Genomic DNA, 20,965 nt, shown 5'->3' on the forward strand with positions numbered 1-20,965 from the left:
GTCCCTAGTACGAGAGGACCGGGACGGACGAACCTCTGGTATGCCAGTTGTCACGCCAGTGGCACGGCTGGTTAGCTACGTTCGGAAGGGATAACCGCTGAAAGCATCTAAGCGGGAAGCCTGCTTCAAGATGAGGTTTCCACACCCCACGGGGTGGAAGGCACCCAGCCAGAACACTGGGTCGATAGGCCGGACGTGGAAGGCAGGACTAAAGACTGCCGCAGCTGACCGGTACTAATCAGCCAACAACTTCACAACCCAACACTTCAATGCTTGCGTCCACTATGCGGTTCCCGAGACACGGGCACCACCAACCCCCTCAAACCGCACACACGCGGCCACCCAAGGGGGAAGGAAACCCAACATCTCCATAGAGTTACGGCGGTCACAGCGAAGGGGAAACGCCCGGTCCCATTCCGAACCCGGAAGCTAAGCCCTTCAGCGCCGATGGTACTGCCCTGGGAACGGGGTGGGAGAGTAGGACACCGCCGGACAACCATTCACCAAAGGCCCACCCCAACCGGGGTGGGCCTTTGGCATACCCCCACGCCGTCATCTTGGTGGTGCCCGATGCTCTAGGCTCGAGCGGTCGATCGCCCCCAGAGGAGAGTCTGCATGCCCACACATGCCCGCCCGTCGGACCGTGGCCCGCGCCGCGCCGGCTCGGTTGCTTTGAACGTCGTCCGTGGCGGCCTGATGGGGACTGCTGAGACCGTCCCGGGAGTCAGTGGCGGCACGATCGCGCTGATGGTGGGTGTGTACGAGGATCTTCTGACCTCGGCCGGTCACCTGCTCTCGGGACTGCGGATCGCCGCGACCGACGGAGTCCGTGGCCGCGGCCTCGACAGGGCGCGAGAAGACCTCGACCGTGTCCGCTGGGACATCCTCCTCCCGCTCGGCGTCGGCATGGCGATCGCGCTTGTCGTGATGTCAGGAGTGATGGAGGAGGTCGTCACCGAGCACCCCTTCGAGATGAACGCACTCTTCTTCGGTCTGGTTCTCGCCTCGCTCTGGGTGCCGTACTCTTTGTCCGCCGCAGCGGAACCACGCCCCCGGGGCCGTTCCCGTTGGAGCTGGAAGGACGGAGCAGCCGCTGTCGCGGGAGCCGTCGTCGCGCTCGTCGTCGTCGGTCTGCCGGCGGGGGAGGTCGAGCCGACCCCCGTCGTCATCGTCGTCTCGGCGTTCATCGCCGTCACCGCACTGGTTCTCCCAGGACTGTCGGGTTCTTTCCTGCTGCTGACGATGGGGCTGTACGAGTCGACCCTCGGGGCAGTCAACGACCGCGATCTCGGCTACCTCGCACTCTTCGCGCTCGGGGCCGTCCTCGGGCTGGCGTCGATCGTGAAGCTCCTTCAGTGGCTGCTGGAGCACCGTCGACGCGTCACGCTCGCCGTCCTGACAGGTGTCATGGCGGGCAGTCTCCGTGCACTCTGGCCGTGGCAGGACGACGACCGCGGCCTGCAGGCGCCGTCAGAGGACCTCGGAACGGCTGTCGCCTTCGCGGCCGCCGGCTTCGTGGTCGTCGTCGCGCTCATCGTCCTCGAGCGTGTCATCGTCGCCCGGACCGCGTCCACGAGCTGACGCTCCGCCTGGCCGGCGTTCGACCGGACAGGCTCTCTCGCGCCTCACCCGGGTGGCGAGCGCCCACAGGAGGAGGGCCACCGAGCCGACTGCGAGGATCGGCTGTACGGGCTCGAACCATGCGACGGCGCCGCTGTACCCGAGCGCCAGCAGCACGAGCTTGTTGCAGACCGGGCACCCGACGGCGAAGAAGGTCACGGTGGCGCCGACCAGACCGCGGCGGTCGGCGGTTCCGTCGACGGCCGGTGGGGGAGCGACGTAGGTGGCGGCCAACAGTCCGGTGAGCGTCGCACTGGCCACGAGCGCGGGCCACGCCCACGACGTCGGAGGGGTCTCCCGTCCGAACCACGGCGTGTCGATCAGGTCGGTCGGTATGCCGATCACGAGGACGGTGAGGAGTGCGGTCGCGGTCGCGGTCCACCACCGGCGCGCCGACCACGAAGCAACCTCTCTCCACAGTGGCGGAGACGGCGAGGTGAGCGTGGTCGTGGCCTTGGGGTCCATCGCGCCAGGGTACCCCCTGGGGTATACGGGTAGGAAGTGCTCGACCGGTCGTCGTGGTGTCGCGGGCACGCCCTAGACTGTTCTCATGTCCACCATCTCCCGTGACGAGGTCGCGCGCGTCGCGGCGCTCGCCCGCATCGACCTGAGCCCCGACGAGGTGACGCGCCTGGCCGGTGAGCTCGACGTCATCGTCGACGCGATCGCCCAGGTCAGTGCGGTCGCGACGCCCGAGGTTCCCGCGACGAGCCACCCCCTGCCCCTGACGAACGTCTACCGCGAGGACGTGCCCGAGCCGGCGCTTCCGGTCGAGGACGTGCTGGCGGGTGCCCCCGAGGCGCTCGACGGCCGTTTCCTCGTCCCGCAGATCCTGGGGGAGGACTGATGACCGACCTGACGCGCCTGACGGCCGCAGAGATGGCCGCACGACTGTCGGCGGGGACCGTGACGAGCGTCGATCTGACGCAGGCACACCTGGATCGCATCGCGGCGGTCGACGGTGACGTCCACGCCTACCTCCACGTCAACGCCGAGGAGGCCCTCGCCACCGCCCGCGACGTCGACGCGCGTCGTGCCGCGGGCGAGGACCTGCACCCGCTCGCCGGGGTGCCGATCGCGATCAAGGACGTCGTCGTCACGCAGGGCATCCCGACGACCGCCGGCTCGAAGATCCTCGAGGGTTGGGTGCCGCCCTACGACGCGACGCTCGTCGAGCGCGTCCGTGCCGCCGGCATGCCGATCCTGGGCAAGACGAACATGGACGAGTTCGCCATGGGGTCGTCGACCGAGCACTCGGCCTACGGGCCGACGCGCAACCCCTGGGACCTCACCCGGATCCCAGGCGGTTCAGGCGGGGGTTCGGCGGCTGCGGTCGCCGCTTTCGCTGCGCCGCTCGCCGTGGGTACCGACACCGGTGGGTCGATCCGTCAGCCCGGTGCGGTCACCGGGACGGTCGGTGTGAAGCCGACCTACGGGGGCATCTCACGGTACGGGCTCATCGCCATGGCGTCGTCGCTCGACCAGGCAGGGCCGGTCACCCGGACGGTGCTCGACTCCGCGCTCCTGCACGAGCTGCTCGGCGGTCACGACCCGCGCGACTCGACCTCCGTCCCCGAGGTCGTCCCGCCGGTCGTCGACGCGGCACGCCAGGGCGCGTCGGGCGACCTCGCCGGTGTGCGGATCGGCGTCGTGAAGGAGCTGAGCGGCGACGGCTACCAGGCCGGTGTCAGTGCGCGCTTCGAGGAGTCGCTCGAGGTGCTGCGCGGTCTGGGCGCAGAGATCGTCGAGGTCTCGTGCCCGAACTTCGAGTACGCGCTCGGCGCGTACTACCTGATCATGCCGGCGGAGGCGTCGAGCAACCTCGCGAAGTTCGACGGCATGCGGTTCGGTCTGCGGGTCGAGCCCGACGAGGGGCCCGTCACGGCCGAACGTGTCATGTCGGCGACTCGCGGCGCCGGGTTCGGCGACGAGGTCAAGCGCCGCATCATCCTGGGTACCTATGCGCTCTCGGCGGGCTACTACGACGCGTACTACGGCAGCGCGCAGAAGGTCCGCACCCTGATCCAGCGGGACTTCGACGCGGCGTTCGAGCAGGTCGACGTCCTGGTCTCGCCGACGGCACCGACCACCGCGTTCGAGCTGGGTTCCAAGCTCGACGACCCGCTGGCGATGTACCTGAACGACATCGCGACGATCCCCGCCAACCTCGCAGGGGTTCCGGGCATGTCGCTGCCGAACGGCGTGTCCGACGACGGGCTGCCGGTCGGATTCCAGATCCTCGCACCCGCGAAGCAGGACCACCGGATGTACCGGGTCGGAGCCGCGCTGGAGACGGCGTTGGAGAAGTCATGGGGTGGCCCGCTCCTCGAGCAGGCCCCCGAGCTGGAGGAGAAGGCATGAGCGCCGCAGTTGATCTCGTTCCGTTCGAGGAGGCGCTGAAGCGCTACGACCCGGTCATCGGGCTCGAGGTGCACGTCGAGCTCGGAACCCGCACGAAGATGTTCTGCCCGGCCGAGGTCGAGTTCGGTGGTGAGCCGAACACCCAGGTCACCCCGGTCTCGCTCGGCCTTCCCGGCGCGCTCCCGGTCGTGAACCGGACCGCGGTCGAGTCGGCGATCAAGATCGGTCTCGCGCTCAACTGCCAGATCGCCGAGAGCTGCCGGTTCGCGCGGAAGAACTACTTCTACCCGGACAACCCGAAGAACTTCCAGACGTCGCAGTACGACGAGCCGATCGCCTTCGACGGCTGGCTGGACGTCGAGCTGGAGGACGGCGAGATCTTCCGCGTGGAGATCGAGCGCGCGCACATGGAGGAGGACGCGGGCAAGAACACGCACGTCGGTGGGACGGGCGGCCGGATCCAGGGCGCCGAGTACTCGCTCGTCGACTACAACCGTGCCGGCATCCCGCTCGTCGAGATCGTGACGCGGCCCATCACGGGCGCGGGGGAGCGGGCGCCCGAGGTCGCGCGAGCCTACGTGCACGCGCTTCGCGACATCTTCCGGACGCTCGACGTCTCGGAGGCGCGGATGGAGCGCGGCAACGTACGTGCGGACGTCAACCTGTCGCTGCGTGCCACGCCCGACTCCCCGTTGGGCACCCGGACCGAGACCAAGAACGTCAACTCGTTCCGCTCGATCGAGCGCGCGGTGCGCTACGAGGTATCGCGCCAGGCGGCCGTGCTGGACGCGTCGGGCACGATCGTCCAGGAGACCCGTCACTGGCACGAGGACACCTCGAGCACCTCGTCGGGACGTCCCAAGTCGGACGCCGAGGACTACCGCTACTTCCCGGAGCCCGACCTGGTCCCCGTCGCGCCGAGCCGCGACTGGGTCGAAGAGCTGCGTGCAGCTCTGCCCGAGCTGCCCGCCGAGCGTCGTCGTCGGCTCCACGCCGAGTGGGGATACGCCGATGCCGAGATGCGTGACGTCGTCAACGCGGGAGCACTCGATCTGATCGAGGCGACCGTGGCCGCCGGGACGAGTGCCGCCGGCGCCCGCAAGTGGTGGATGGGTGAGCTGGCCCGCAAGGCCAAGTCCGACGAGGTCGAGCTGGCCGACCTGCCCGTGACCCCGGCGCAGATCTCCGAGCTGCAGGGACTCGTCGACTCGGGTCGGATCAACGACAAGCTCGCCCGGCAGGCGCTCGAGGGCGTCCTCGCCGGCGAGGGTGACCCGACCGCCGTGGTCCAGGCCCGGGGGCTCGAGGTCGTCTCGGACGACGGTCCGCTCCTCGAGGCGATCGACGCCGCGCTCGCCGCGCAGCCGGACATCGCCGACAAGATCCGTGGTGGCAACCTCGGACCGGTGGGGGCGATCATCGGTGCCGTGATGAAGGCGACACGCGGCCAGGCAGACGCGGGCCGCGTGCGCGAGCTCGTCCTCGAACGAGTGAGCTGAACGGACGATGAGGGGAGTCGCGGTATGACACGGGGGCCTTCGGTGCAGGCGGAGATGGTTCGTCTCCGGCCGATCGAACCGCGAGACACCGATCGCATGTGGGAGTCCGTCCAGGACCCCGACACGATGCGCCAGACCGGGCGGACACGAGTCTTTGAGCGCCAGGAGATCGACTCTTGGTGCGCCGAGGTCTCGGACATGCCCGGTCGGTTCGACTGGGCGATCACGCCCGGGGCCATCCGGGACGGCGAGCCGGTCAGTGACGAGATGATCGGCGAGATCACCCTCGACAAGATCGACGAGGACGTCCGGTCCGCGAACATCCACATGCTGATGCTCCCGAACTACCGTGGGCGCGGGTACGGCAGCGAGGCGATCTATCAGGTGCTGAAGTTCGCGTTCTCCCCCGAGGGGGCGGACCTGCACCGGGTGGGTCTCGACGTCCTCGCGATCAACCCGCGCGCCGTGATGCTGTACGAGAGCCTCGGATTCCGCGAGGAGGGGCGACTACGGGACGCGTACCGGGACGGTGACGGGTGGTGCGACGGCATCGTCATGAGCATCCTCTCGGAAGAGTTCGACGCCATGGAGTAGGCGCAGGGCCCGGTCCGCCTGCTACCCGTCGCGCCGTGCGAAGTCCTCGAGCGTCCGTTCGCGCTCGTGCGCGTGGTCGACCATGCGTTCGGGGTAGGCCGGAAGGGCCGGGTCCGGGGCCGCGAACAGGTCGTCCGGAACCTTCCACGGCTCGTGGGCCGACTTCCCGGAGAGGTGGCGCAGCTCGGGGACCCATCGCCGCACGTACGTGCCGTCCGGGTCGAACTTCAGCCCCTGGGTCACGGGGTTGAACACCCGGAAGTACGGGGCGGCGTCCCGCCCGGTGCCGGCGACCCACTGCCAGTTGAGCTGGTTCTGCGCGACGTCGCCGTCGACGAGGTGCCGCATGAAGTGCTCTGCTCCGCGCTGCCACCGCACGTGCAGGTCCTTGACCAGGAACGAGGCCACGACCATCCGGAGCCGGTTGTGCATGCGTCCGGTCGCGAGGAGCTCGCGCATCCCGGCGTCGACGAACGGGAACCCGGTGGTGCCGGTGGCCCAGCGTTCGAGGGCCTCCGACTCCTCGGTTCCCGTGGCCCACGCGTCGTCCGGCACGACACGCTTGAGCGAGCGCGTGCGGGCCGACGGGTGGTGGAACAGGACGTCGGCGTGGAAGTCGCGCCACGCGAGCTGCCGGCGATATGCCGCGACCACCTCCGGAGGAGCAGTGTTCGCGTCGAGCTGCGCGAGATCCCGGAGCATCGTGCGCGGGTGGATCTCGCCCCACTTCAGCGCGGTCGAGAGCCCCGACGTCGCACGACCCGGGACGTCGCGGTCCTCGACGTAGTGGACGAGCTCGTCGGCGAGGAAGTCGTGCCACCGTCCGAGGGCGGCCTCCTCGCCGGCCGGGGGAAGATCCGCAGAGGTCTCGGGCGGCTCGGGCAGCGAGTCGCTGCGCACGTCGGCCCACGGGGAGTCCTGGGGAGCGGCGGCCGGGGTGCGCCACCCGTGATCGAGCCAGGCACGGTGGAACGGTGTGAAGACCTGGTACGGGTCGCCGTCGGACTTGCGCACGCGTCCGGGGGAGACGGCATAGGGCGACCCGACCGGGCGGAGCTCGGCCCGAAGGTCGCCGAGGCGCGCTGCGACCTGCTCGTCCCGACGCCGTCCGTACGGTTCGAGGGCCGCGGTCACGTACACCGCCTCGGCGTCGAGCTCGGCGACGAGGGCGGGGACCACCTCGGAGGGGTCGCCCAGGCGGACGACGAGCGCGCCGCCGAGAGCCTCGTCCAGCCGGGCGAGGCTTCGGGCGAGGTGAGAGCGGCGCGGTACCCCGGCCGTCGCCCAGAGCGCGGGATCGAGGACGAAGAGCGGGACGACGTCGGACGCCGCGTCACGGGCTGCGTCCGACGCCGCGGCGAGGGCAGGGTTGTCCGCGACACGCAGGTCTCGACGGAACCAGTGCAACGTCGTCATGCGGTCACGGTACGGCCTCCACGCGAACCTCACAGAAGTCTCGCGCGACGTGCCCTCAGCGCCCGCGCAGTCGCCTCACAGGAATGGCATGATCGCCTTCATGACGGACGACCGCCCCGCGCGAGGCACGACCGGCGCGGAGCCGGACGAGCCGACTTTCTTCGGCCACCCCCGTGGTCTGATGACGCTGTTCACCACGGAGATGTGGGAGCGGTTCAGCTACTACGGGATGCGCGCCATCCTGCTGTACTACCTCACGGACACGGCGGCGAACGGCGGCCTCGGGCTCGACGACGCCACGGGCCTCGCGTTCGTGTCGATCTACGGCACCTCGGTGTACCTGCTGACGATCGTGGGTGGGTGGCTCGCGGACCGCGTCATCGGAGCGCGGCGTGCCGTCCTCTACGGCGGTGTGATCATCGCGGCGGGTCACGTCCTGCTGACCATCCCCGGGGTCGGGTTCTCGATGTCGGGAATCGCGTTCGTCGCGCTCGGCACGGGTCTGCTCAAGCCGAACGTCTCGTCGATGGTCGGCGACCTGTACGCGCGCGACGACGACCGTCGCAACGCCGCGTTCACGATCTTCTACATGGGGATCAACATCGGCTCCCTGACGGCCCCGTTCCTCGTCGGCTGGGTGCGCGAGTGGGGCGGGTACCACGCAGGGTTCTCGGTCGCCGCGATCGGCATGGCCATCGCGCTCGTCTTCTACGTCGCCGGCGGGAAGTTGCTGCGCGACGCCGGCAAGGACGTCCCCAACCCGATCACCCGTGACGAGGCGCCCGGGCTGGTCCGTGGTGGGCTCTTGCTCCTGCTCGCCGTCGCTGTGGCGATGCTCCTGGGGACGTGGGCCGGTGGTGGCTGGTCGATCGACGCGTTCATCGACGGGATGTCGTACCTCGCGTTCGCCGCGCCGATCTTCTACCTGACCCTGATGTACCGCTCGCCGAAGGTCGAGGACTACGAGCGACCGCGCGTCCTGGCGTACGTCCCGTTGTTCGTCGCCGCCACGTTCTTCTGGATGATCTTCGAGCAGGCGGCGACCACGTTGTCGGAGTTCGCCAAGGACAGCACCGACCTGACGTTCCTCGGCACCGAGGTGAACCCGGAGTTCTTCCAGTCGGTCAACCCCGCCAGCATCATCATCCTGGCCCCGCTGTTCGCGTGGATCTGGAAGAAGACCAAGGACCAGCCCCCGACGGCCTACAAGTTCGTCATCGGCCTGACCTTCGCGGGACTCTCGTTCCTCTGGTTGGCCGGGGTCATCGTGGTCATGGACGGGGCCGACGCTCCGGCCTGGACGCTGGCGATGGTGTACGTGATCCAGACTCTCGGCGAGCTCTGTCTGTCTCCCGTGGGTCTGGCCGCGACGACCCTTCTCGCGCCGAAGGCGTTCCGCAACCAGGCCATGGCGCTCTGGTTCCTCGCGCCGGCCGCGGGCCAGGCGATCACCGCCCAGCTCGTCCAGGCGACCGAGGGTGCGAGCCAGGTCGCGTACTTCGGGTGGACCGGTCTGGTGGCGGTCGGTGTCGCCGTCGTGCTGCTCTTCCTCTCGCCGTGGATCACGCGACACATCCGGCACGCCGACGCGCTGGAGGCCAAGCGGTCCGACGGTGGCGACGAGGCTCCGTCCGCTGTGTGAGCACCGTGTCCGCCGAATGGCGAGACGGACGTAGGCTCTGCGAGCCGTCGCACGACGGACCCGTACGTCAAAGGAGTTCACCCATGAGCCGCCCCCTGCGCTCTCGGACGTCCACCCACGGCCGCAACATGGCCGGTGCCCGCGCGCTCTGGCGCGCGACCGGGACCGGTGCCGACGACTTCGGCAAACCGATCGTCGCCATCGCGAACTCCTACACGCAGTTCGTCCCGGGACACGTGCACCTCAAGGACATGGGCGACCTGGTCGCCGGAGCCGTGCGCGAGGCCGGCGGCGTCGCGAAGGAGTTCAACACGATCGCCGTCGACGACGGCATCGCGATGGGGCACGCGGGCATGCTGTACTCCCTGCCCAGCCGTGACCTGATCGCCGACTCCGTGGAGTACATGGTCAACGCGCACTGCGCCGACGCGCTCGTCTGCATCTCCAACTGCGACAAGATCACCCCGGGGATGCTCAACGCGGCGCTGCGACTGAACATCCCCGTCGTGTTCGTCTCGGGAGGCCCGATGGAGGCGGGCAAGGCCGTCGTGGCGGACGGCGTCGCGCGGACGCCGCTGAACCTGGTCAACGCGATCAACTACGCGGCCGACGAGGGCGTCAGCGACGAGGCGCTCGCGCAGGTCGAGGAGAACGCGTGCCCGACGTGCGGCTCGTGCTCGGGGATGTTCACCGCGAACTCGATGAACTGCCTGACCGAGGCTCTCGGGCTCTCCCTGCCCGGGAACGGTTCGACGCTGGCGACCCACGCGGCCCGCAAGGAGCTGTTCCTCGAGGCCGGTCGCACCGTCGTCGACCTGGCCCGTCGGTACTACGACGACGAGGACGACACCGCGTCGCCCCGGGGGATCGCGACGAAGGCGGCGTTCGAGAACGCGATGGCGCTCGACGTCGCGATGGGCGGTTCGACGAACACGGTGCTCCACGTGCTGGCCGCGGCGCAGGAGGGCGAGGTCGACTTCGACCTCACGGACATCGAGCGCATCAGCCGTCAGGTGCCATGCCTATCGAAGGTCGCGCCGAACCACCCGAGCTTCCACATGGAGGACGTCCACCGTGCCGGGGGGATCCCGGCGCTGCTGGGCGAGCTCGACCGGGGCGGTCTGCTCAACCGCGACGTGACCTCGATCCACACCCCGACCCTCGGTGCCTGGCTCGACGACTGGGACGTGCGGGGCGGCAAGGCCACGGACCGCGCGGTCGAGCTCTTCCACGCGGCACCGGGTGGTGTGCGGACCACGCAGGCGTTCTCGACGACGAACCGCTGGGAGAGCCTCGACACCGATGCTGCCGAAGGCTGCATCCACGACGTCGAGCACGCCTACACGGTCGACGGAGGGCTCGCGGTGCTACGCGGGAACCTCGCCGAGGACGGCGCCGTGTTCAAGACCGCGGGGGTCGACCCCGACGTCTTCCACTTCACCGGCCGCGCCCTGGTCTGCGAGTCGCAGGACGAGGCCGTCGACAAGATCCTCCGCAAGGAGGTGAAGCCCGGTCACGTCGTCGTGGTGCGCTACGAGGGACCTGCCGGGGGGCCAGGCATGCAGGAGATGCTCTACCCGACGTCGTTCATCAAGGGTCGCGGACTCGGCAAGGTCTGTGCCCTCATCACGGACGGCCGGTTCTCGGGAGGGTCGTCGGGGATCTCCGTCGGACACGTCTCGCCCGAGGCCGCGGCGGGCGGGGTGATCGGCCTGGTCGAGGACGGTGACGAGATCGAGATCGACGTCGACACGCGCGCGATCCGCCTGAACGTGCCCGACGACGTCATCGCCGAACGGCGCGCCAAGATGGAGGCCTCCGAACGGCCGTGGCAGCCCGTCGACCGCGACCGGTACGTCTCCCCGGCGCTGCGGGCCTACGCCGCGATGGCGACGTCCGCCGACAAGGGTGCGGTCCGCGACGTGTCCAGGCTTCCCCAGCGGTAGCGGCCGGGCTCGCCCAGTGAGACGGCCCCGGACGCGTATGGCGTTCGGGGCCGTCCCGGTCCACACTCGAACGATGAGCACACCGGACATCAAGCCACGATCCAGGCAGGTCACCGACGGGATCGAGGCCACGGCCTCGCGAGGAATGCTCCGGGCCGTGGGCATGGGCGACGACGACTGGGTCAAGCCGCAGATCGGCGTCGCGAGCTCGTGGAACGAGATCACCCCGTGCAACCTCTCGCTCGACCGGCTCGCCAAGGCCGTGAAGGAGGGCGTGCACGGCGGGGGCGGGTATCCGCTCGAGTTCGGCACGATCTCGGTCTCCGACGGCATCTCGATGGGGCACGAGGGCATGCACTTCTCCCTCGTGAGCCGCGAGGTGATCGCGGACTCGGTCGAGACCGTGATGCAGGCGGAGCGTCTCGACGGCTCCGTGCTCCTCGCCGGTTGCGACAAGTCGCTCCCGGGCATGCTCATGGCGGCCGCCCGGCTCGACCTCTCGAGCGTCTTCCTCTACGCCGGCTCGATCATGCCGGGCTGGGTCAAGCTCGAGGACGGCACCGAGAAGGACGTCACGCTGATCGACGCCTTCGAAGCCGTGGGAGCCTGCTCGCGCGGACTCATGAGCAGGGGCGACCTCGACCGGATCGAGCGCGCGATCTGCCCGGGAGAGGGCGCCTGTGGCGGCATGTACACGGCCAACACGATGGCCTCGGTCGCCGAGGCGATGGGCATGTCGCTCCCCGGTTCCGCAGCACCGCCGTCGGCCGACCGACGCCGCGACGCGTTCGCCCGTGCGTCGGGGGAGGCCGTGGTCGAGCTTCTCCGCCGTGGCATCACGGCCCGCGACATCATGACGAAGGAGGCGTTCGAGAACGCGATCGCCGTCGTGATGGCCTTCGGGGGCTCGACGAACGCCGTGCTCCACCTTCTCGCCATCGCCAACGAGGCCGAGGTGGAGCTGACCCTCGCCGACTTCGACCGGGTCGCCGCCAAGGTCCCCCACCTCGGCGACCTCAAGCCGTTCGGTCGGTACGTGATGAACGACGTCGACCGTATCGGCGGGGTCCCGGTGGTGATGAAGGCCCTGCTCGACGCCGGGCTGCTGCACGGTGACTGTCTCACCGTCACGGGCCGGACCGTCGCCGAGAACCTCGCCGACGTCGCACCGCCCGACCCCGACGGCAAGATCCTGCGCGCACTCGACGACCCGATCCACGCGACCGGCGGGATCACGATCCTGCACGGCTCGCTCGCCCCCGACGGCGCCGTGGTGAAGTCGGCCGGGTTCGACGAGGACGTCTTCGAGGGCACCGCCCGGGTATTCGAGCGCGAACGCGCGGCGCTGGACGCGCTGGACGACGGGACGATCACCGACGGCGACGTCGTGGTCATCCGGTACGAGGGCCCGAAGGGCGGACCCGGGATGCGGGAGATGCTGGCGATCACCGGAGCGATCAAGGGCGCGGGGCTCGGGAAGTCCGTCCTGCTCCTGACCGACGGAAGGTTCTCGGGCGGGACGACGGGGCTCTGCGTCGGGCACGTGGCGCCCGAGGCGGTCGACGCCGGCCCGATCGCGTTCGTCCGGGACGGAGACCGGATCCGGCTCGACGTCGCGAGCAAGACGCTCGACCTGCTGGTGGACGAGTCCGAGCTCGAGGCTCGCCGCGAGGGCTGGGCGCCGCTCGGCCACGGGTACACGCGCGGGGTGCTCGCCAAGTACTCGCGGCTCGTGCAGTCGGCCTCGACCGGCGCCGTCCTGATGTAGCGGGTGGCACCGGGCTGGTGCACCCTGGTTTTATGGCGGACATGGCAGGCACGGAAGACACGGCGGACGGACGGATCTCGTCCGAGACGTTCTTGGCGGAGGTGCGCACGCCGGACTGGAGCGTCGTCGGCGGTCGTGCCCGGGCGGTCTTCGCCACGGGGACGTTCGCGACCGGTCTGCGCTTCGTCGCGCTCGTCGGCGAGAGGGCAGAGGCCGCCGGACACCACCCCGATCTCGAGCTCGGCTACCCCGAGGTCGTCGTCAGCCTCGTGACGCACGACGTCGGCGGGCTGACCACGAAGGACGTCCGGCTCGCGCAGGAGATCTCCACCGTGGCGGCGGGCCTCGGCGTCCAGGCGCGCGCGGCCGGGGAATCTGCCGTCCCGCCCTCGCCGCCCGAAACGTAGATTCCCGACACCTCCGCCGATTTCCTCCCCTATGCTCTCGTCAGCGCCAGGGGGCGCTGACGGAAGATGTCAGGAGGCAGTGTGGCCAACGATCTAGCGATCGAGACGCGGGGACTACGGAAGACCTATCGGAGCCGTCGGGGTGCGTCGGTCGGGGTGCGCAGCCTCGACCTCGAGGTCCCGGTCGGCGGTGTCCACGGGTTCCTCGGGCCGAACGGCTCCGGGAAGACGACCACGATCCGGATGCTGCTCGGGCTGGTGCGTGCCGACGAGGGCGAGATGCGGATCTTCGGGCACGAGGTGCCCGACCGGCTCCCCGCTGTCGTCCGGCGCATCGGCGCGATCGTCGAGCACCCGAAGTTCTACCCGGCATTCACAGGGCGCAAGAACCTGCAGATCCTGGCGACAGGCATCGGCGTGCCGGTCCGACGCGTCGACGAGGTGCTCGACAGCGTCGGTCTCGGTGACCGGGGCAAGGACGCGTTCCGCAAGTACTCGCTGGGCATGAAGCAGCGGCTCGCGATCGCCGCGACGCTCCTGAAGGACCCGGACCTCCTGATCTTCGACGAGCCGACGAACGGGCTCGACCCCGCGGGGATCCGCGAGATCCGAGAGACCATGCGGGCGCTCGCGGTCGAGGGGAAGACGGTGCTGGTCTCGAGCCACATCCTCGCGGAGGTCGAGCAGGTCGCGGACACGGTGTCGATCGTCTCCGAGGGGACGATCGTCTCGCAGGGGCGCGTCGCAGACCTGCTCAGCAGTCGCACCGCGGCGACCGCACGCGTCCTGGTCGCCGACCCGGCTCGCGCGCTCAACATCCTTCAGGACGCCGGGTTCGTCGTTCGCGGCGACGGCGAGGCCCTGATCGTCGAGGGCGTGGAGAACCCGGCCGACGTCACCCGGACGCTCGCGCTGCAGGGCAGCTACGTCTCGGCGCTCGTCCCGCACAAGGCGGATCTCGAGTCGGTGTTCCTCGAGCTGACCGGCACGGCTGAGCGACAGTCCGGCGAGCCGACCGAGGGGGTGGCCCGATGAGGCTGCTGCGAGCAGAGTCGATGCGCTTCTGGGCGCGGACCCTGATCCGGTGGGCCATGGTGGCAGGACTCGTCGTGGCGGGCCTGGTCGTGCTCGGCTCCTGGAGCACGTCCACGCCACCGCCCGACGAGGTCCAGGCGTCGATGCAGGCTGACTTCGACGCCTCCGTGAAGGACTGGGAGGACAACGGCGAGACGTACGTCGCGGACTGTCTCGCGGCCGAAAAGGCGGACGCAGAGGAGCTCGGCGAACCGCTCGACTACGAGTGCGACGAGATGGGTCCGCCCGTGTGGGCGGACTACGCGTACTTCGCGACCTTCGCGGGCGAGGGGCTGTCCACGGTGCAGCTCAGTCTGCTCCTCGTCGCGCTGCTCACCCTCGGCGTCGGAGTCACCTTCGTCTCCGCGGAGCACACCTCCGGCGCGATCGGGAACTGGCTGACGTTCGAGCCTCGACGCTCCAGGGTCTACTGGTCAAAGGTCGTGGCCGCAGTCCTCGGCGTCGTGCCCGTCACGGTCGTCATGGTGGGGCTGATCGCCGGAGGCTCGCTGTGGGCGTACGACCATCACGGGGCGCTCGGGCGGTTCGACCTCGACCAGGACCTGCGGCCCTACGTCGAGATGGGGTTCCGTGCCGCGGTGCTCGCGCTCGGGTGCGCGGCGTTGGGTGCTGCCCTCGGTTCCCTCCTGCGGCACACGGCGATCGTGATCGGCGTGGTTGCGGGCTGGGCGATCCTCGTCGAGGCCGTGGCGGCGAACGTGTTCGACGCGATCAAGCCGTGGACCCTCGTCACCTCGATGAACGCCTGGATCCAGGGAGGGACGGCGGTCTACGTCACCGAGTGCGACGCGACCGACGACAGCGGCATGCTCTGCGACTGGGTCGAGCACCCCGTCTCGCAGGCCCAGGGTGGACTGATCCTGACCGCGGTGGTCGCCTCGATCGTCCTGGCTTCCTGGCTCGTCTTCCGACGGCGCGACGTCGCCTGACCGGTCTCGACCTCGGGCCGGGTGTCCCACGATGTGGGACACCCGGCCCGCCAGGTGACATTCAGAGGGCGGCGGCGTAACGTGTGCGCTGTGCAGACGAACATTCTCGTAGTACTTACTGGGCGCGCAGGCTGAAGCCACCACTCAGGTTTCGTCAGCGCGCTCACCCCTCGAAGAACCCGGTCCGGGTACGAGGGGTTTTTTCATGTCATCACCGAGGGAGATACCGATGGGACAGGTCCCGCACCCCGCACCTCCGCGGTCCGGCGCGCCGTCGCCCGCAGCTTTCGCGAAGCCCGCAGCGCAGCGCGCACGGACCGCCCCGGCACCACTGACGAGCGGAGGCGCCTCCGTGCCGGCCGAGTCGGTCACCGGCGCCCAGTCGATCGTCCGGTCGCTCGAGGAGGTCGGGGCTGACGTCGTCTTCGGCATCCCCGGCGGTGCGATCCTCCCGACCTACGACCCGCTGATGGACTCCTCGCGGATCCGCCACATCCTGGTGCGTCACGAGCAGGGCGGTGGGCACGCGGCGTCCGGCTATGCACACGCCACCGGCAAGGTGGGCGTCACGATGGCGACCTCCGGACCCGGGGCGACGAACCTCGTGACACCGATCGCCGACGCGAACATGGACTCGATCCCGCTCGTGGCCATCACCGGTCAGGTCGCGGCGTCGTCGATCGGCACCGACGCGTTCCAGGAGGCCGACATCGTCGGCATCACCCTCCCGATCACCAAGCACAACTACCTGGTGACGGACCCGGCGGACATTCCCCGGACGATCGCGGAGGCCTTCCACATCGCCCGGTCCGGCCGTCCAGGTCCGGTCCTCGTCGACATCGCGAAGTCCGCGATGCAGGCGCAGACCACGTTCTCGTGGCCGCAGGACCTGAACCTCCCGGGCTACCACCCGGTGACCAAGCCGCACGCGAAGCAGATCAAGGAGGCCGCCCGCCTCCTCGCGACGGCCCGCCGGCCGGTGCTCTACGTCGGCGGCGGGGTGATCCGGGCGGAGGCGTCCGAGCAGCTGCGCCAGCTCGTCGACGCCTCCGGCGCTGCCACGGTCACCACGTTGATGGCCCGCGGCGCCCTGCCGGACAGCCACCCGCAGAACCTCGGCATGCCCGGGATGCACGGGACGGTGCCGGCGGTGGCCGCCCTCCAGAAGGCCGACCTCATCGTCGCGCTCGGCACCCGGTTCGACGACCGCGTGACGGGCCAGCTCTCGACGTTCGCGCCGCACGCGGCGATCGTGCACGCCGACATCGACCCGGCCGAGATCGGCAAGAACAAGGCCGTCGACGTGCCGATCGTCGGTGACCTCAAGGAGGTCATCGCGGACCTGCTCCCGGAGCTCGCCCGCGAGCACGAGTCGAAGGGCCGTCCCGACCTGGGAGCCTGGTGGCGGCAGATCGACGACTGGCGCGAGACCTACCCGCTCGGCTACGCCCAGCCGGACGACGGCCACATGTCACCGCAGTACGTCATCTCCCGCATCGGGGAACTCTCCGGTCCTGAGTCGATCTACGTCGCCGGTGTCGGGCAGCACCAGATGTGGGCGGCGCAGTTCATCCGCTACGAGCACCCCAAGACCTGGCTCAACTCCGGGGGGCTCGGCACGATGGGCTACTCGGTGCCCGCCGCCATGGGGGCGAAGGTCGGTCGCCCGGACGCCACGGTGTGGTCGATCGACGGCGACGGCTGCTTCCAGATGACCAACCAGGAGCTCGCGACCTGCGCCATCAACGAGATCCCCATCAAGGTCGCCGTGATCAACAACTCGTCGCTCGGCATGGTCCGGCAGTGGCAGACGCTCTTCTACGAGTCGCGGTACTCGAACACGGACCTGCACACCGGGCACGGCACGCGACAGATCCCCGACTTCGTGAAGCTCGCCGACGCGTACGGCTGCGAGGGGATCCGAGTCGAGCACGCGAGCGACGTCGACGCCGCGATCAAGCGAGCGAACGAGATCGACGACCGCCCCGTCGTCGTGGACTTCCGGGTCTCGCGCGACTCGATGGTGTGGCCGATGGTGGCCGCCGGCGTGAGCAACGACGAGATCCAGTACGCACGCGGGATCTCACCCGCGTGGGACCGCGAAGACTGAGACCGAGGGAGACCTGTCATGTCCCGTCACACACTCTCTGTGCTCGTCGAGAACAAGCCCGGCGTGCTCACGCGCGTCGCCGGTCTCTTCGCGCGCCGTGCCTTCAACATCCACTCGCTCGCCGTCGGGCCGACGGAGCACGACGACATCTCGCGCATCACGGTCGTCGTCGACGTCGAGGAGAGCCCGCTCGAGCAGGTGACCAAGCAGCTCAACAAGCTCGTGCACGTCCTCAAGATCGTCGAGCTCGAGCCGTCCTCCTCGGTGCAGCGGGAGATCATGCTCGTCAAGGTCCGCGCGGATGCCGCGTACCGTACGGGTGTGCTCGAGGTCGTCCAGCTCTTCCGCGCCAAGGTCGTCGACGTCGTCCCGGACGCCGTGACGATCGAGGCCACGGGGAACCCCGACAAGCTGGCCGCGCTTCTCGGCGCGCTCGAGCCGTACGGGATCCGCGAGATCGTCAAGTCGGGAACAGTGGCCGTCGGCCGCGGTGCCCGTTCCATCACGGACCGGGCGCTCGAACGCGCCCGGACCGCCTGAGCCACCCCACCAGCAAGGAGATTCACATGGCTGAGATGTTCTACGAGGACGACGCCGACCTGGCCGTGCTCGCCGGCAAGAAGGTCGCCGTCATCGGTTACGGCAGCCAGGGCCACGCCCACGCGCTGAACCTGCGTGACTCGGGCGTCGACGTCGTCGTCGGCCTGCGCGAGGGTTCCTCCTCCAAGGCCAAGGCCGAGGACCAGGGTCTCGCGGTCCTGCCCGTGGGCGAGGCGGTCGCGGCGGCGGACGTCGTCGTCATCCTCGCTCCCGACCAGGCCCAGCGTGACCTGTACGCGAACGAGATCGCCCCGAACCTGAAGGACGGCGCGACCCTGCTCTTCGCGCACGGCTTCAACATCCGCTTCGGCTACATCGAGGCGCCCGAGGGTGTCGACATCGTCATGGTCGCCCCCAAGGGCCCGGGCCACACGGTCCGCCGTGAGTACGAGGCCGGCCGTGGTGTGCCGGTCATCGTCGCGGTCGAGCAGGACGCCTCCGGCAAGGCCTGGGACACCGCGCTCGCGTACGCCAAGGGAGTCGGCGGGCTTCGTGCCGGCGGCATCAAGACCACGTTCACCGAGGAGACCGAGACCGACCTGTTCGGTGAGCAGGCCGTGCTCTGCGGTGGCGCGTCGCAGCTCGTCCAGTACGGGTTCGAGACGCTGACCGAGGCCGGCTACCAGCCGGAGATCGCCTACTTCGAGGTCCTCCACGAGCTCAAGCTGATCGTCGACCTGATGATCGAGGGCGGCATCGCCAAGCAGCGCTGGTCCGTCTCCGACACCGCCGAGTACGGCGACTACGTCTCCGGGCCGCGCGTCATCGACCCGAGCGTCAAGGAGAACATGAAGGCCGTTCTCGCCGACATCCAGAACGGCGCTTTCGCCAAGCGATTCATCGACGACCAGGACGCCGGCGGGCCGGAGTTCAAGGCTCTGCGCGAGAAGGGCGAGACCCACCCGATCGAGGTCACGGGCCGCGACCTGCGCAAGATGTACGCCTGGACGCAGGACGTCGACAACGACTACGTCGAGGGCTCGGCCGGACGCTGACCCTCAGGTGTGACGGCCGCCACTCCTGCGGGGTGGCGGCCGTCGCGGTGCCCGGGCAATGATGGCCGGATGGATGAACTCACCGCAGTCGACGCCGAGAACGCCGCCCAGCTCGTCGAGTTCTGGGAGGCAGGGCGGATCAAGGCCGGCCTGGGCCGGACAGGGACGGTGACCGGCTTCGGCAACGAGACCGCGGTGCCGCCGGTGGCCTGGGCCTTCGGCGACGAGCCCGAGATGGCCGACCGGCTGCTGAACCTGGTGCTCGACGGGACGAAGACCGCCACCTCGTCGGCCGTGTGGTCGTACGAGGACGACGGGGAGCCGCTTCCGCAGAAGGGTGATCTGTCGATCATCCTCGACTCGGACGGCGCGCCGCGCGCCCTGATCCGGACCTCCGAGGTCGAGGTGGTCGCGTTCGACGAGGTCACCGAGGACTTCGCGCGGGCCGAGGGCGAGGGCGACCGCACGTTGGCGTCCTGGCGTGCCGGTCACGAGGAGTTCTTCCGGCGCACGCTGGGCGTCGGGCGTGAGTTCTCGTCCGAGATGCCCGTGCTCTGCGAGCGGTTCACGCTCCTCTACCCGCGCTGAACGGCGCCGCAGCGCGCACTCGCGGTCACTTCCTCCACCTAGACGTGCGTGAGGAGGCCCTCGCGCACCCGTGCGGCGGCGACGGCCCGAGCCCCGGCGAGCGCCGGTGCGTCGGGGACGAGGGACGGGGCGAGGGGAACCCGGAGTTCGGTGCCCTCGAGCTCACGGTCGACGGCGTCGGCGAGCTCGGCGCCGAGGCAGATGCCGACGGGCCCGCCGATCACGAGGAGCGCGGGCTGCATGACGGCCACCACGGGCCGTAGCACGGAGGCGACCCGCGGCGCCAGCGCCTCGACCACGGTGCGTCGCGCGTTCTCGTCCTCCCGCAGCCCTGCGAGAACCGCGGGGAGGGTCGACCCTTCGACCCCGGCGTCGTGCGCGAGCGAGATCACGCGTCGACCGCCGATGAGGTCCTGCGCGATCGTGGAGTCGTCGAGGTCGGCCACCTCGGCGGCGATCGGGAGGTACCCGATCTCACCGGCCGCGCCGGAGGCCCCGCGGTGGAGGTCGTCGCCGATCCAGCTGCCGAGCCCGATGCCCTGCCCGAGCCAGAGCAGCGAGAACGACGACTCGCTCGGCGACGCGTGGTGGTGCTCGGCGATCGCGGCGAGGTTGACGTCGTTCTCGAGAAGAACGGGAATCCGGATCTCGTTCTCGACCAGGTCGCGCAGTCCGGTCCGGGGCCAGCCCGGGAGGTGCCCGACGAGCGAGATGTCGCCCGTCGCCGGGTCCGCCGCGGCCTGCAGGCCGATCACGACGACGCCGACGCGGGACTCGGGGACCCCTGCGTTCGCGCACGCGGCGGTCAGCGCCTGGCGGACGTCGGTCGCCGCGTCGCGGCCCGGGCCGGCGTTGATGCGCGCGCTGCCGAGCTCGCGCCCCGCGACGTCCACCACGGACGCGTCGATGCCGTCGGGGTCCACGTCGAGAGCGAGGCCGACGATCACGTCCATGCGGACGCTGTAGGTGACGGCGAGCGGGCCGCGTGCGCCTTGGGCGGTGCCGTGCGGCTCGATGAGACCCGAGCTCTCCAGGCGGGTGACGACCTGGGAGGCGGTGGGCCGGGAGACACCGAGCTCACGGACGATGCCGGACCTGCTCAGCGGGCCGACGTCGAGGAGGATCTCGAGTGCCGCCCGGTCGTTCATGGTCCGGACCGTGCTTGGCATGCCGGACTGACGGTTCGTCGTCACGATGTCCCTTCCGCGTGGTCCGAGGCGCGACCCCCGATGGTCGCGCCGCCGTTCAGACCGGATTCTCGACCTGATCATCGCGTCACACCGGCTGATTCTCCAAACTGGCAAGGCGGTTGTCCCCGACGCGCCCGGGCAGGTCGGCGCGGGTGGTGTCCGAGAGGCGAGACGGCCGTATCGCCTAGTGGTACCGGCGAGTAGC

Annotated in this window: 18 protein-coding genes and 2 rRNA genes; 17 read left to right on the plus strand and 3 right to left on the minus strand. The window is 69.8% G+C overall.

Translation table 11 applies throughout. The annotated features are described in order from the left end of the window. The 3 genes from Q343_RS0111395 to Q343_RS0111405 form a co-directional block, all read left to right on the plus strand. Positions 1-258, plus strand: a 23S ribosomal RNA gene (locus Q343_RS0111395); the annotation flags it as partial. A 119-nt stretch (positions 259-377) separates the two neighbouring features. Beyond that, positions 378-494 (plus strand): 5S ribosomal RNA (gene rrf / locus Q343_RS0111400). Between the two features lie 121 nt (positions 495-615). Beyond that, complete coding sequence (locus tag Q343_RS0111405; protein ID WP_052367152.1) at positions 616-1,581, plus strand: DUF368 domain-containing protein; 966 nt, start codon at positions 616-618, stop codon at positions 1,579-1,581. On the opposite strand, the gene Q343_RS14940 is transcribed toward Q343_RS0111405, so the two are convergent. Next, complete coding sequence (locus Q343_RS14940) at positions 1,471-2,085, minus strand: hypothetical protein (RefSeq protein WP_211249006.1); 615 nt, start codon at positions 2,083-2,085, stop codon at positions 1,471-1,473. The two genes, Q343_RS0111405 and Q343_RS14940, sit on opposite strands and share 111 nt — an antisense overlap. A gap of 85 nt (positions 2,086-2,170) precedes the next feature. Here Q343_RS14940 and gatC point away from each other — a divergent pair, with 85 nt between their 5' ends. From gatC to Q343_RS0111425, 4 genes are read left to right on the plus strand one after another with little or no spacing between them, the layout of a single operon-like run. Beyond that, positions 2,171-2,467: an Asp-tRNA(Asn)/Glu-tRNA(Gln) amidotransferase subunit GatC gene (gatC, locus tag Q343_RS0111410; protein ID WP_029253708.1), complete on the plus strand. Its 297-nt coding sequence runs from the start codon at positions 2,171-2,173 to the stop codon at positions 2,465-2,467. Then, positions 2,467-3,981, plus strand: a complete 1,515-nt coding sequence (gene gatA / locus Q343_RS0111415) for an Asp-tRNA(Asn)/Glu-tRNA(Gln) amidotransferase subunit GatA (RefSeq protein WP_029253709.1) — start codon at positions 2,467-2,469, stop codon at positions 3,979-3,981. Before gatC ends, gatA begins: the two co-directional genes overlap by 1 nt. Further along, positions 3,978-5,480, plus strand: a complete 1,503-nt coding sequence (gene gatB, locus Q343_RS0111420; protein WP_029253710.1) for an Asp-tRNA(Asn)/Glu-tRNA(Gln) amidotransferase subunit GatB — start codon at positions 3,978-3,980, stop codon at positions 5,478-5,480. Before gatA ends, gatB begins: the two co-directional genes overlap by 4 nt. 54 nt (positions 5,481-5,534) lie before the next feature. Beyond that, positions 5,535-6,074, plus strand: a complete 540-nt coding sequence (locus Q343_RS0111425) for a GNAT family N-acetyltransferase (RefSeq protein WP_345940105.1) — start codon at positions 5,535-5,537, stop codon at positions 6,072-6,074. Positions 6,075-6,095: 21 nt separating this feature from the next. Here Q343_RS0111425 and Q343_RS0111430 read toward each other — a convergent pair whose 3' ends face one another. Next, complete coding sequence (locus Q343_RS0111430) at positions 6,096-7,490, minus strand: cryptochrome/photolyase family protein (protein ID WP_029253712.1); 1,395 nt, start codon at positions 7,488-7,490, stop codon at positions 6,096-6,098. A gap of 100 nt (positions 7,491-7,590) precedes the next feature. On the opposite strand from Q343_RS0111430, the gene Q343_RS0111435 reads away from it, so the two are divergent. The 10 genes from Q343_RS0111435 to Q343_RS0111480 all read left to right on the plus strand — a co-directional run bounded on the left by Q343_RS0111435 (position 7,591) and on the right by Q343_RS0111480 (position 19,570). After that, on the plus strand, positions 7,591-9,132 hold the full coding sequence (locus Q343_RS0111435; RefSeq protein WP_052367179.1) for a peptide MFS transporter: 1,542 nt from the start codon (positions 7,591-7,593) through the stop codon (positions 9,130-9,132). Positions 9,133-9,215: 83 nt separating this feature from the next. Then, entirely contained in the window at positions 9,216-11,078 is a 1,863-nt protein-coding gene (gene ilvD / locus Q343_RS0111440) for a dihydroxy-acid dehydratase (RefSeq protein WP_029253714.1), read from the plus strand. 37 nt (positions 11,079-11,115) lie between these two features. Continuing rightward, complete coding sequence (gene ilvD / locus Q343_RS0111445; RefSeq protein WP_211249008.1) at positions 11,116-12,846, plus strand: dihydroxy-acid dehydratase; 1,731 nt, start codon at positions 11,116-11,118, stop codon at positions 12,844-12,846. A 41-nt stretch (positions 12,847-12,887) separates the two neighbouring features. Then, complete coding sequence (locus Q343_RS0111450; protein WP_052367180.1) at positions 12,888-13,253, plus strand: 4a-hydroxytetrahydrobiopterin dehydratase; 366 nt, start codon at positions 12,888-12,890, stop codon at positions 13,251-13,253. Positions 13,254-13,319: 66 nt separating this feature from the next. Further along, complete coding sequence (locus tag Q343_RS0111455) at positions 13,320-14,288, plus strand: ABC transporter ATP-binding protein (protein ID WP_043110031.1); 969 nt, start codon at positions 13,320-13,322, stop codon at positions 14,286-14,288. Then, positions 14,285-15,277, plus strand: coding sequence for a hypothetical protein (locus Q343_RS0111460; RefSeq protein WP_029253718.1), 993 nt, complete (start codon positions 14,285-14,287; stop codon positions 15,275-15,277). The genes Q343_RS0111455 and Q343_RS0111460 overlap by 4 nt, the downstream gene beginning before the upstream one ends. A 229-nt stretch (positions 15,278-15,506) precedes the next feature. After that, a complete protein-coding gene (locus Q343_RS0111465) occupies positions 15,507-17,387 on the plus strand; it encodes an acetolactate synthase large subunit (protein ID WP_029253719.1) in 1,881 nt (626 codons plus the stop codon). Positions 17,388-17,405: 18 nt separating this feature from the next. Then, on the plus strand, positions 17,406-17,927 hold the full coding sequence (gene ilvN, locus Q343_RS0111470; RefSeq protein ID WP_029253720.1) for an acetolactate synthase small subunit: 522 nt from the start codon (positions 17,406-17,408) through the stop codon (positions 17,925-17,927). A gap of 26 nt (positions 17,928-17,953) precedes the next feature. Continuing rightward, positions 17,954-18,982 (plus strand): ketol-acid reductoisomerase, encoded by a 1,029-nt coding sequence (gene ilvC / locus Q343_RS0111475; RefSeq protein ID WP_029253721.1) that lies wholly within the window; start codon positions 17,954-17,956, stop codon positions 18,980-18,982. A gap of 69 nt (positions 18,983-19,051) precedes the next feature. Next, complete coding sequence (locus Q343_RS0111480) at positions 19,052-19,570, plus strand: ASCH domain-containing protein (protein ID WP_029253722.1); 519 nt, start codon at positions 19,052-19,054, stop codon at positions 19,568-19,570. 38 nt (positions 19,571-19,608) lie between these two features. On the opposite strand, the gene Q343_RS0111485 is transcribed toward Q343_RS0111480, so the two are convergent. After that, entirely contained in the window at positions 19,609-20,718 is a 1,110-nt protein-coding gene (locus Q343_RS0111485) for an ROK family transcriptional regulator (RefSeq protein ID WP_052367153.1), read from the minus strand. Positions 20,719-20,965 lie beyond the last annotated feature (247 nt).

It is taken from the genome of Paraoerskovia marina DSM 21750, from assembly GCF_000701465.1.
GTDB classification, from domain to species: Bacteria; Actinomycetota; Actinomycetes; order Actinomycetales; family Cellulomonadaceae; genus Paraoerskovia; species Paraoerskovia marina.

Excerpts from the sequence above, each read along its gene's own strand:
- Q343_RS0111480 (WP_029253722.1), top strand. The coding sequence starts at position 19,052 with ATGGATGAACTCACCGCAGTCGACGCCGAGAACGCCGCCCAGCTCGTC.
- Q343_RS0111450 (WP_052367180.1), top strand. The coding sequence starts at position 12,888 with ATGGCAGGCACGGAAGACACGGCGGACGGACGGATCTCGTCCGAGACG.
- ilvN (WP_029253720.1), top strand. The coding sequence starts at position 17,406 with ATGTCCCGTCACACACTCTCTGTGCTCGTCGAGAACAAGCCCGGCGTG.
- Q343_RS0111460 (WP_029253718.1), top strand. The coding sequence starts at position 14,285 with ATGAGGCTGCTGCGAGCAGAGTCGATGCGCTTCTGGGCGCGGACCCTG.
- Q343_RS0111435 (WP_052367179.1), top strand. The coding sequence starts at position 7,591 with ATGACGGACGACCGCCCCGCGCGAGGCACGACCGGCGCGGAGCCGGAC.
- Q343_RS0111465 (WP_029253719.1), top strand. The coding sequence starts at position 15,507 with ATGGGACAGGTCCCGCACCCCGCACCTCCGCGGTCCGGCGCGCCGTCG.
- Q343_RS0111430 (WP_029253712.1), bottom strand. The coding sequence starts at position 7,490 with ATGACGACGTTGCACTGGTTCCGTCGAGACCTGCGTGTCGCGGACAAC.
- ilvD (WP_029253714.1), top strand. The coding sequence starts at position 9,216 with ATGAGCCGCCCCCTGCGCTCTCGGACGTCCACCCACGGCCGCAACATG.
- Q343_RS0111455 (WP_043110031.1), top strand. The coding sequence starts at position 13,320 with ATGTCAGGAGGCAGTGTGGCCAACGATCTAGCGATCGAGACGCGGGGA.
- ilvD (WP_211249008.1), top strand. The coding sequence starts at position 11,116 with ATGGCGTTCGGGGCCGTCCCGGTCCACACTCGAACGATGAGCACACCG.
- Q343_RS0111405 (WP_052367152.1), top strand. The coding sequence starts at position 616 with ATGCCCACACATGCCCGCCCGTCGGACCGTGGCCCGCGCCGCGCCGGC.
- Q343_RS0111425 (WP_345940105.1), top strand. The coding sequence starts at position 5,535 with ATGGTTCGTCTCCGGCCGATCGAACCGCGAGACACCGATCGCATGTGG.
- gatA (WP_029253709.1), top strand. The coding sequence starts at position 2,467 with ATGACCGACCTGACGCGCCTGACGGCCGCAGAGATGGCCGCACGACTG.
- Q343_RS0111485 (WP_052367153.1), bottom strand. The coding sequence starts at position 20,718 with ATGAACGACCGGGCGGCACTCGAGATCCTCCTCGACGTCGGCCCGCTG.
- ilvC (WP_029253721.1), top strand. The coding sequence starts at position 17,954 with ATGGCTGAGATGTTCTACGAGGACGACGCCGACCTGGCCGTGCTCGCC.
- gatC (WP_029253708.1), top strand. The coding sequence starts at position 2,171 with ATGTCCACCATCTCCCGTGACGAGGTCGCGCGCGTCGCGGCGCTCGCC.
- Q343_RS14940 (WP_211249006.1), bottom strand. The coding sequence starts at position 2,085 with ATGGACCCCAAGGCCACGACCACGCTCACCTCGCCGTCTCCGCCACTG.
- gatB (WP_029253710.1), top strand. The coding sequence starts at position 3,978 with ATGAGCGCCGCAGTTGATCTCGTTCCGTTCGAGGAGGCGCTGAAGCGC.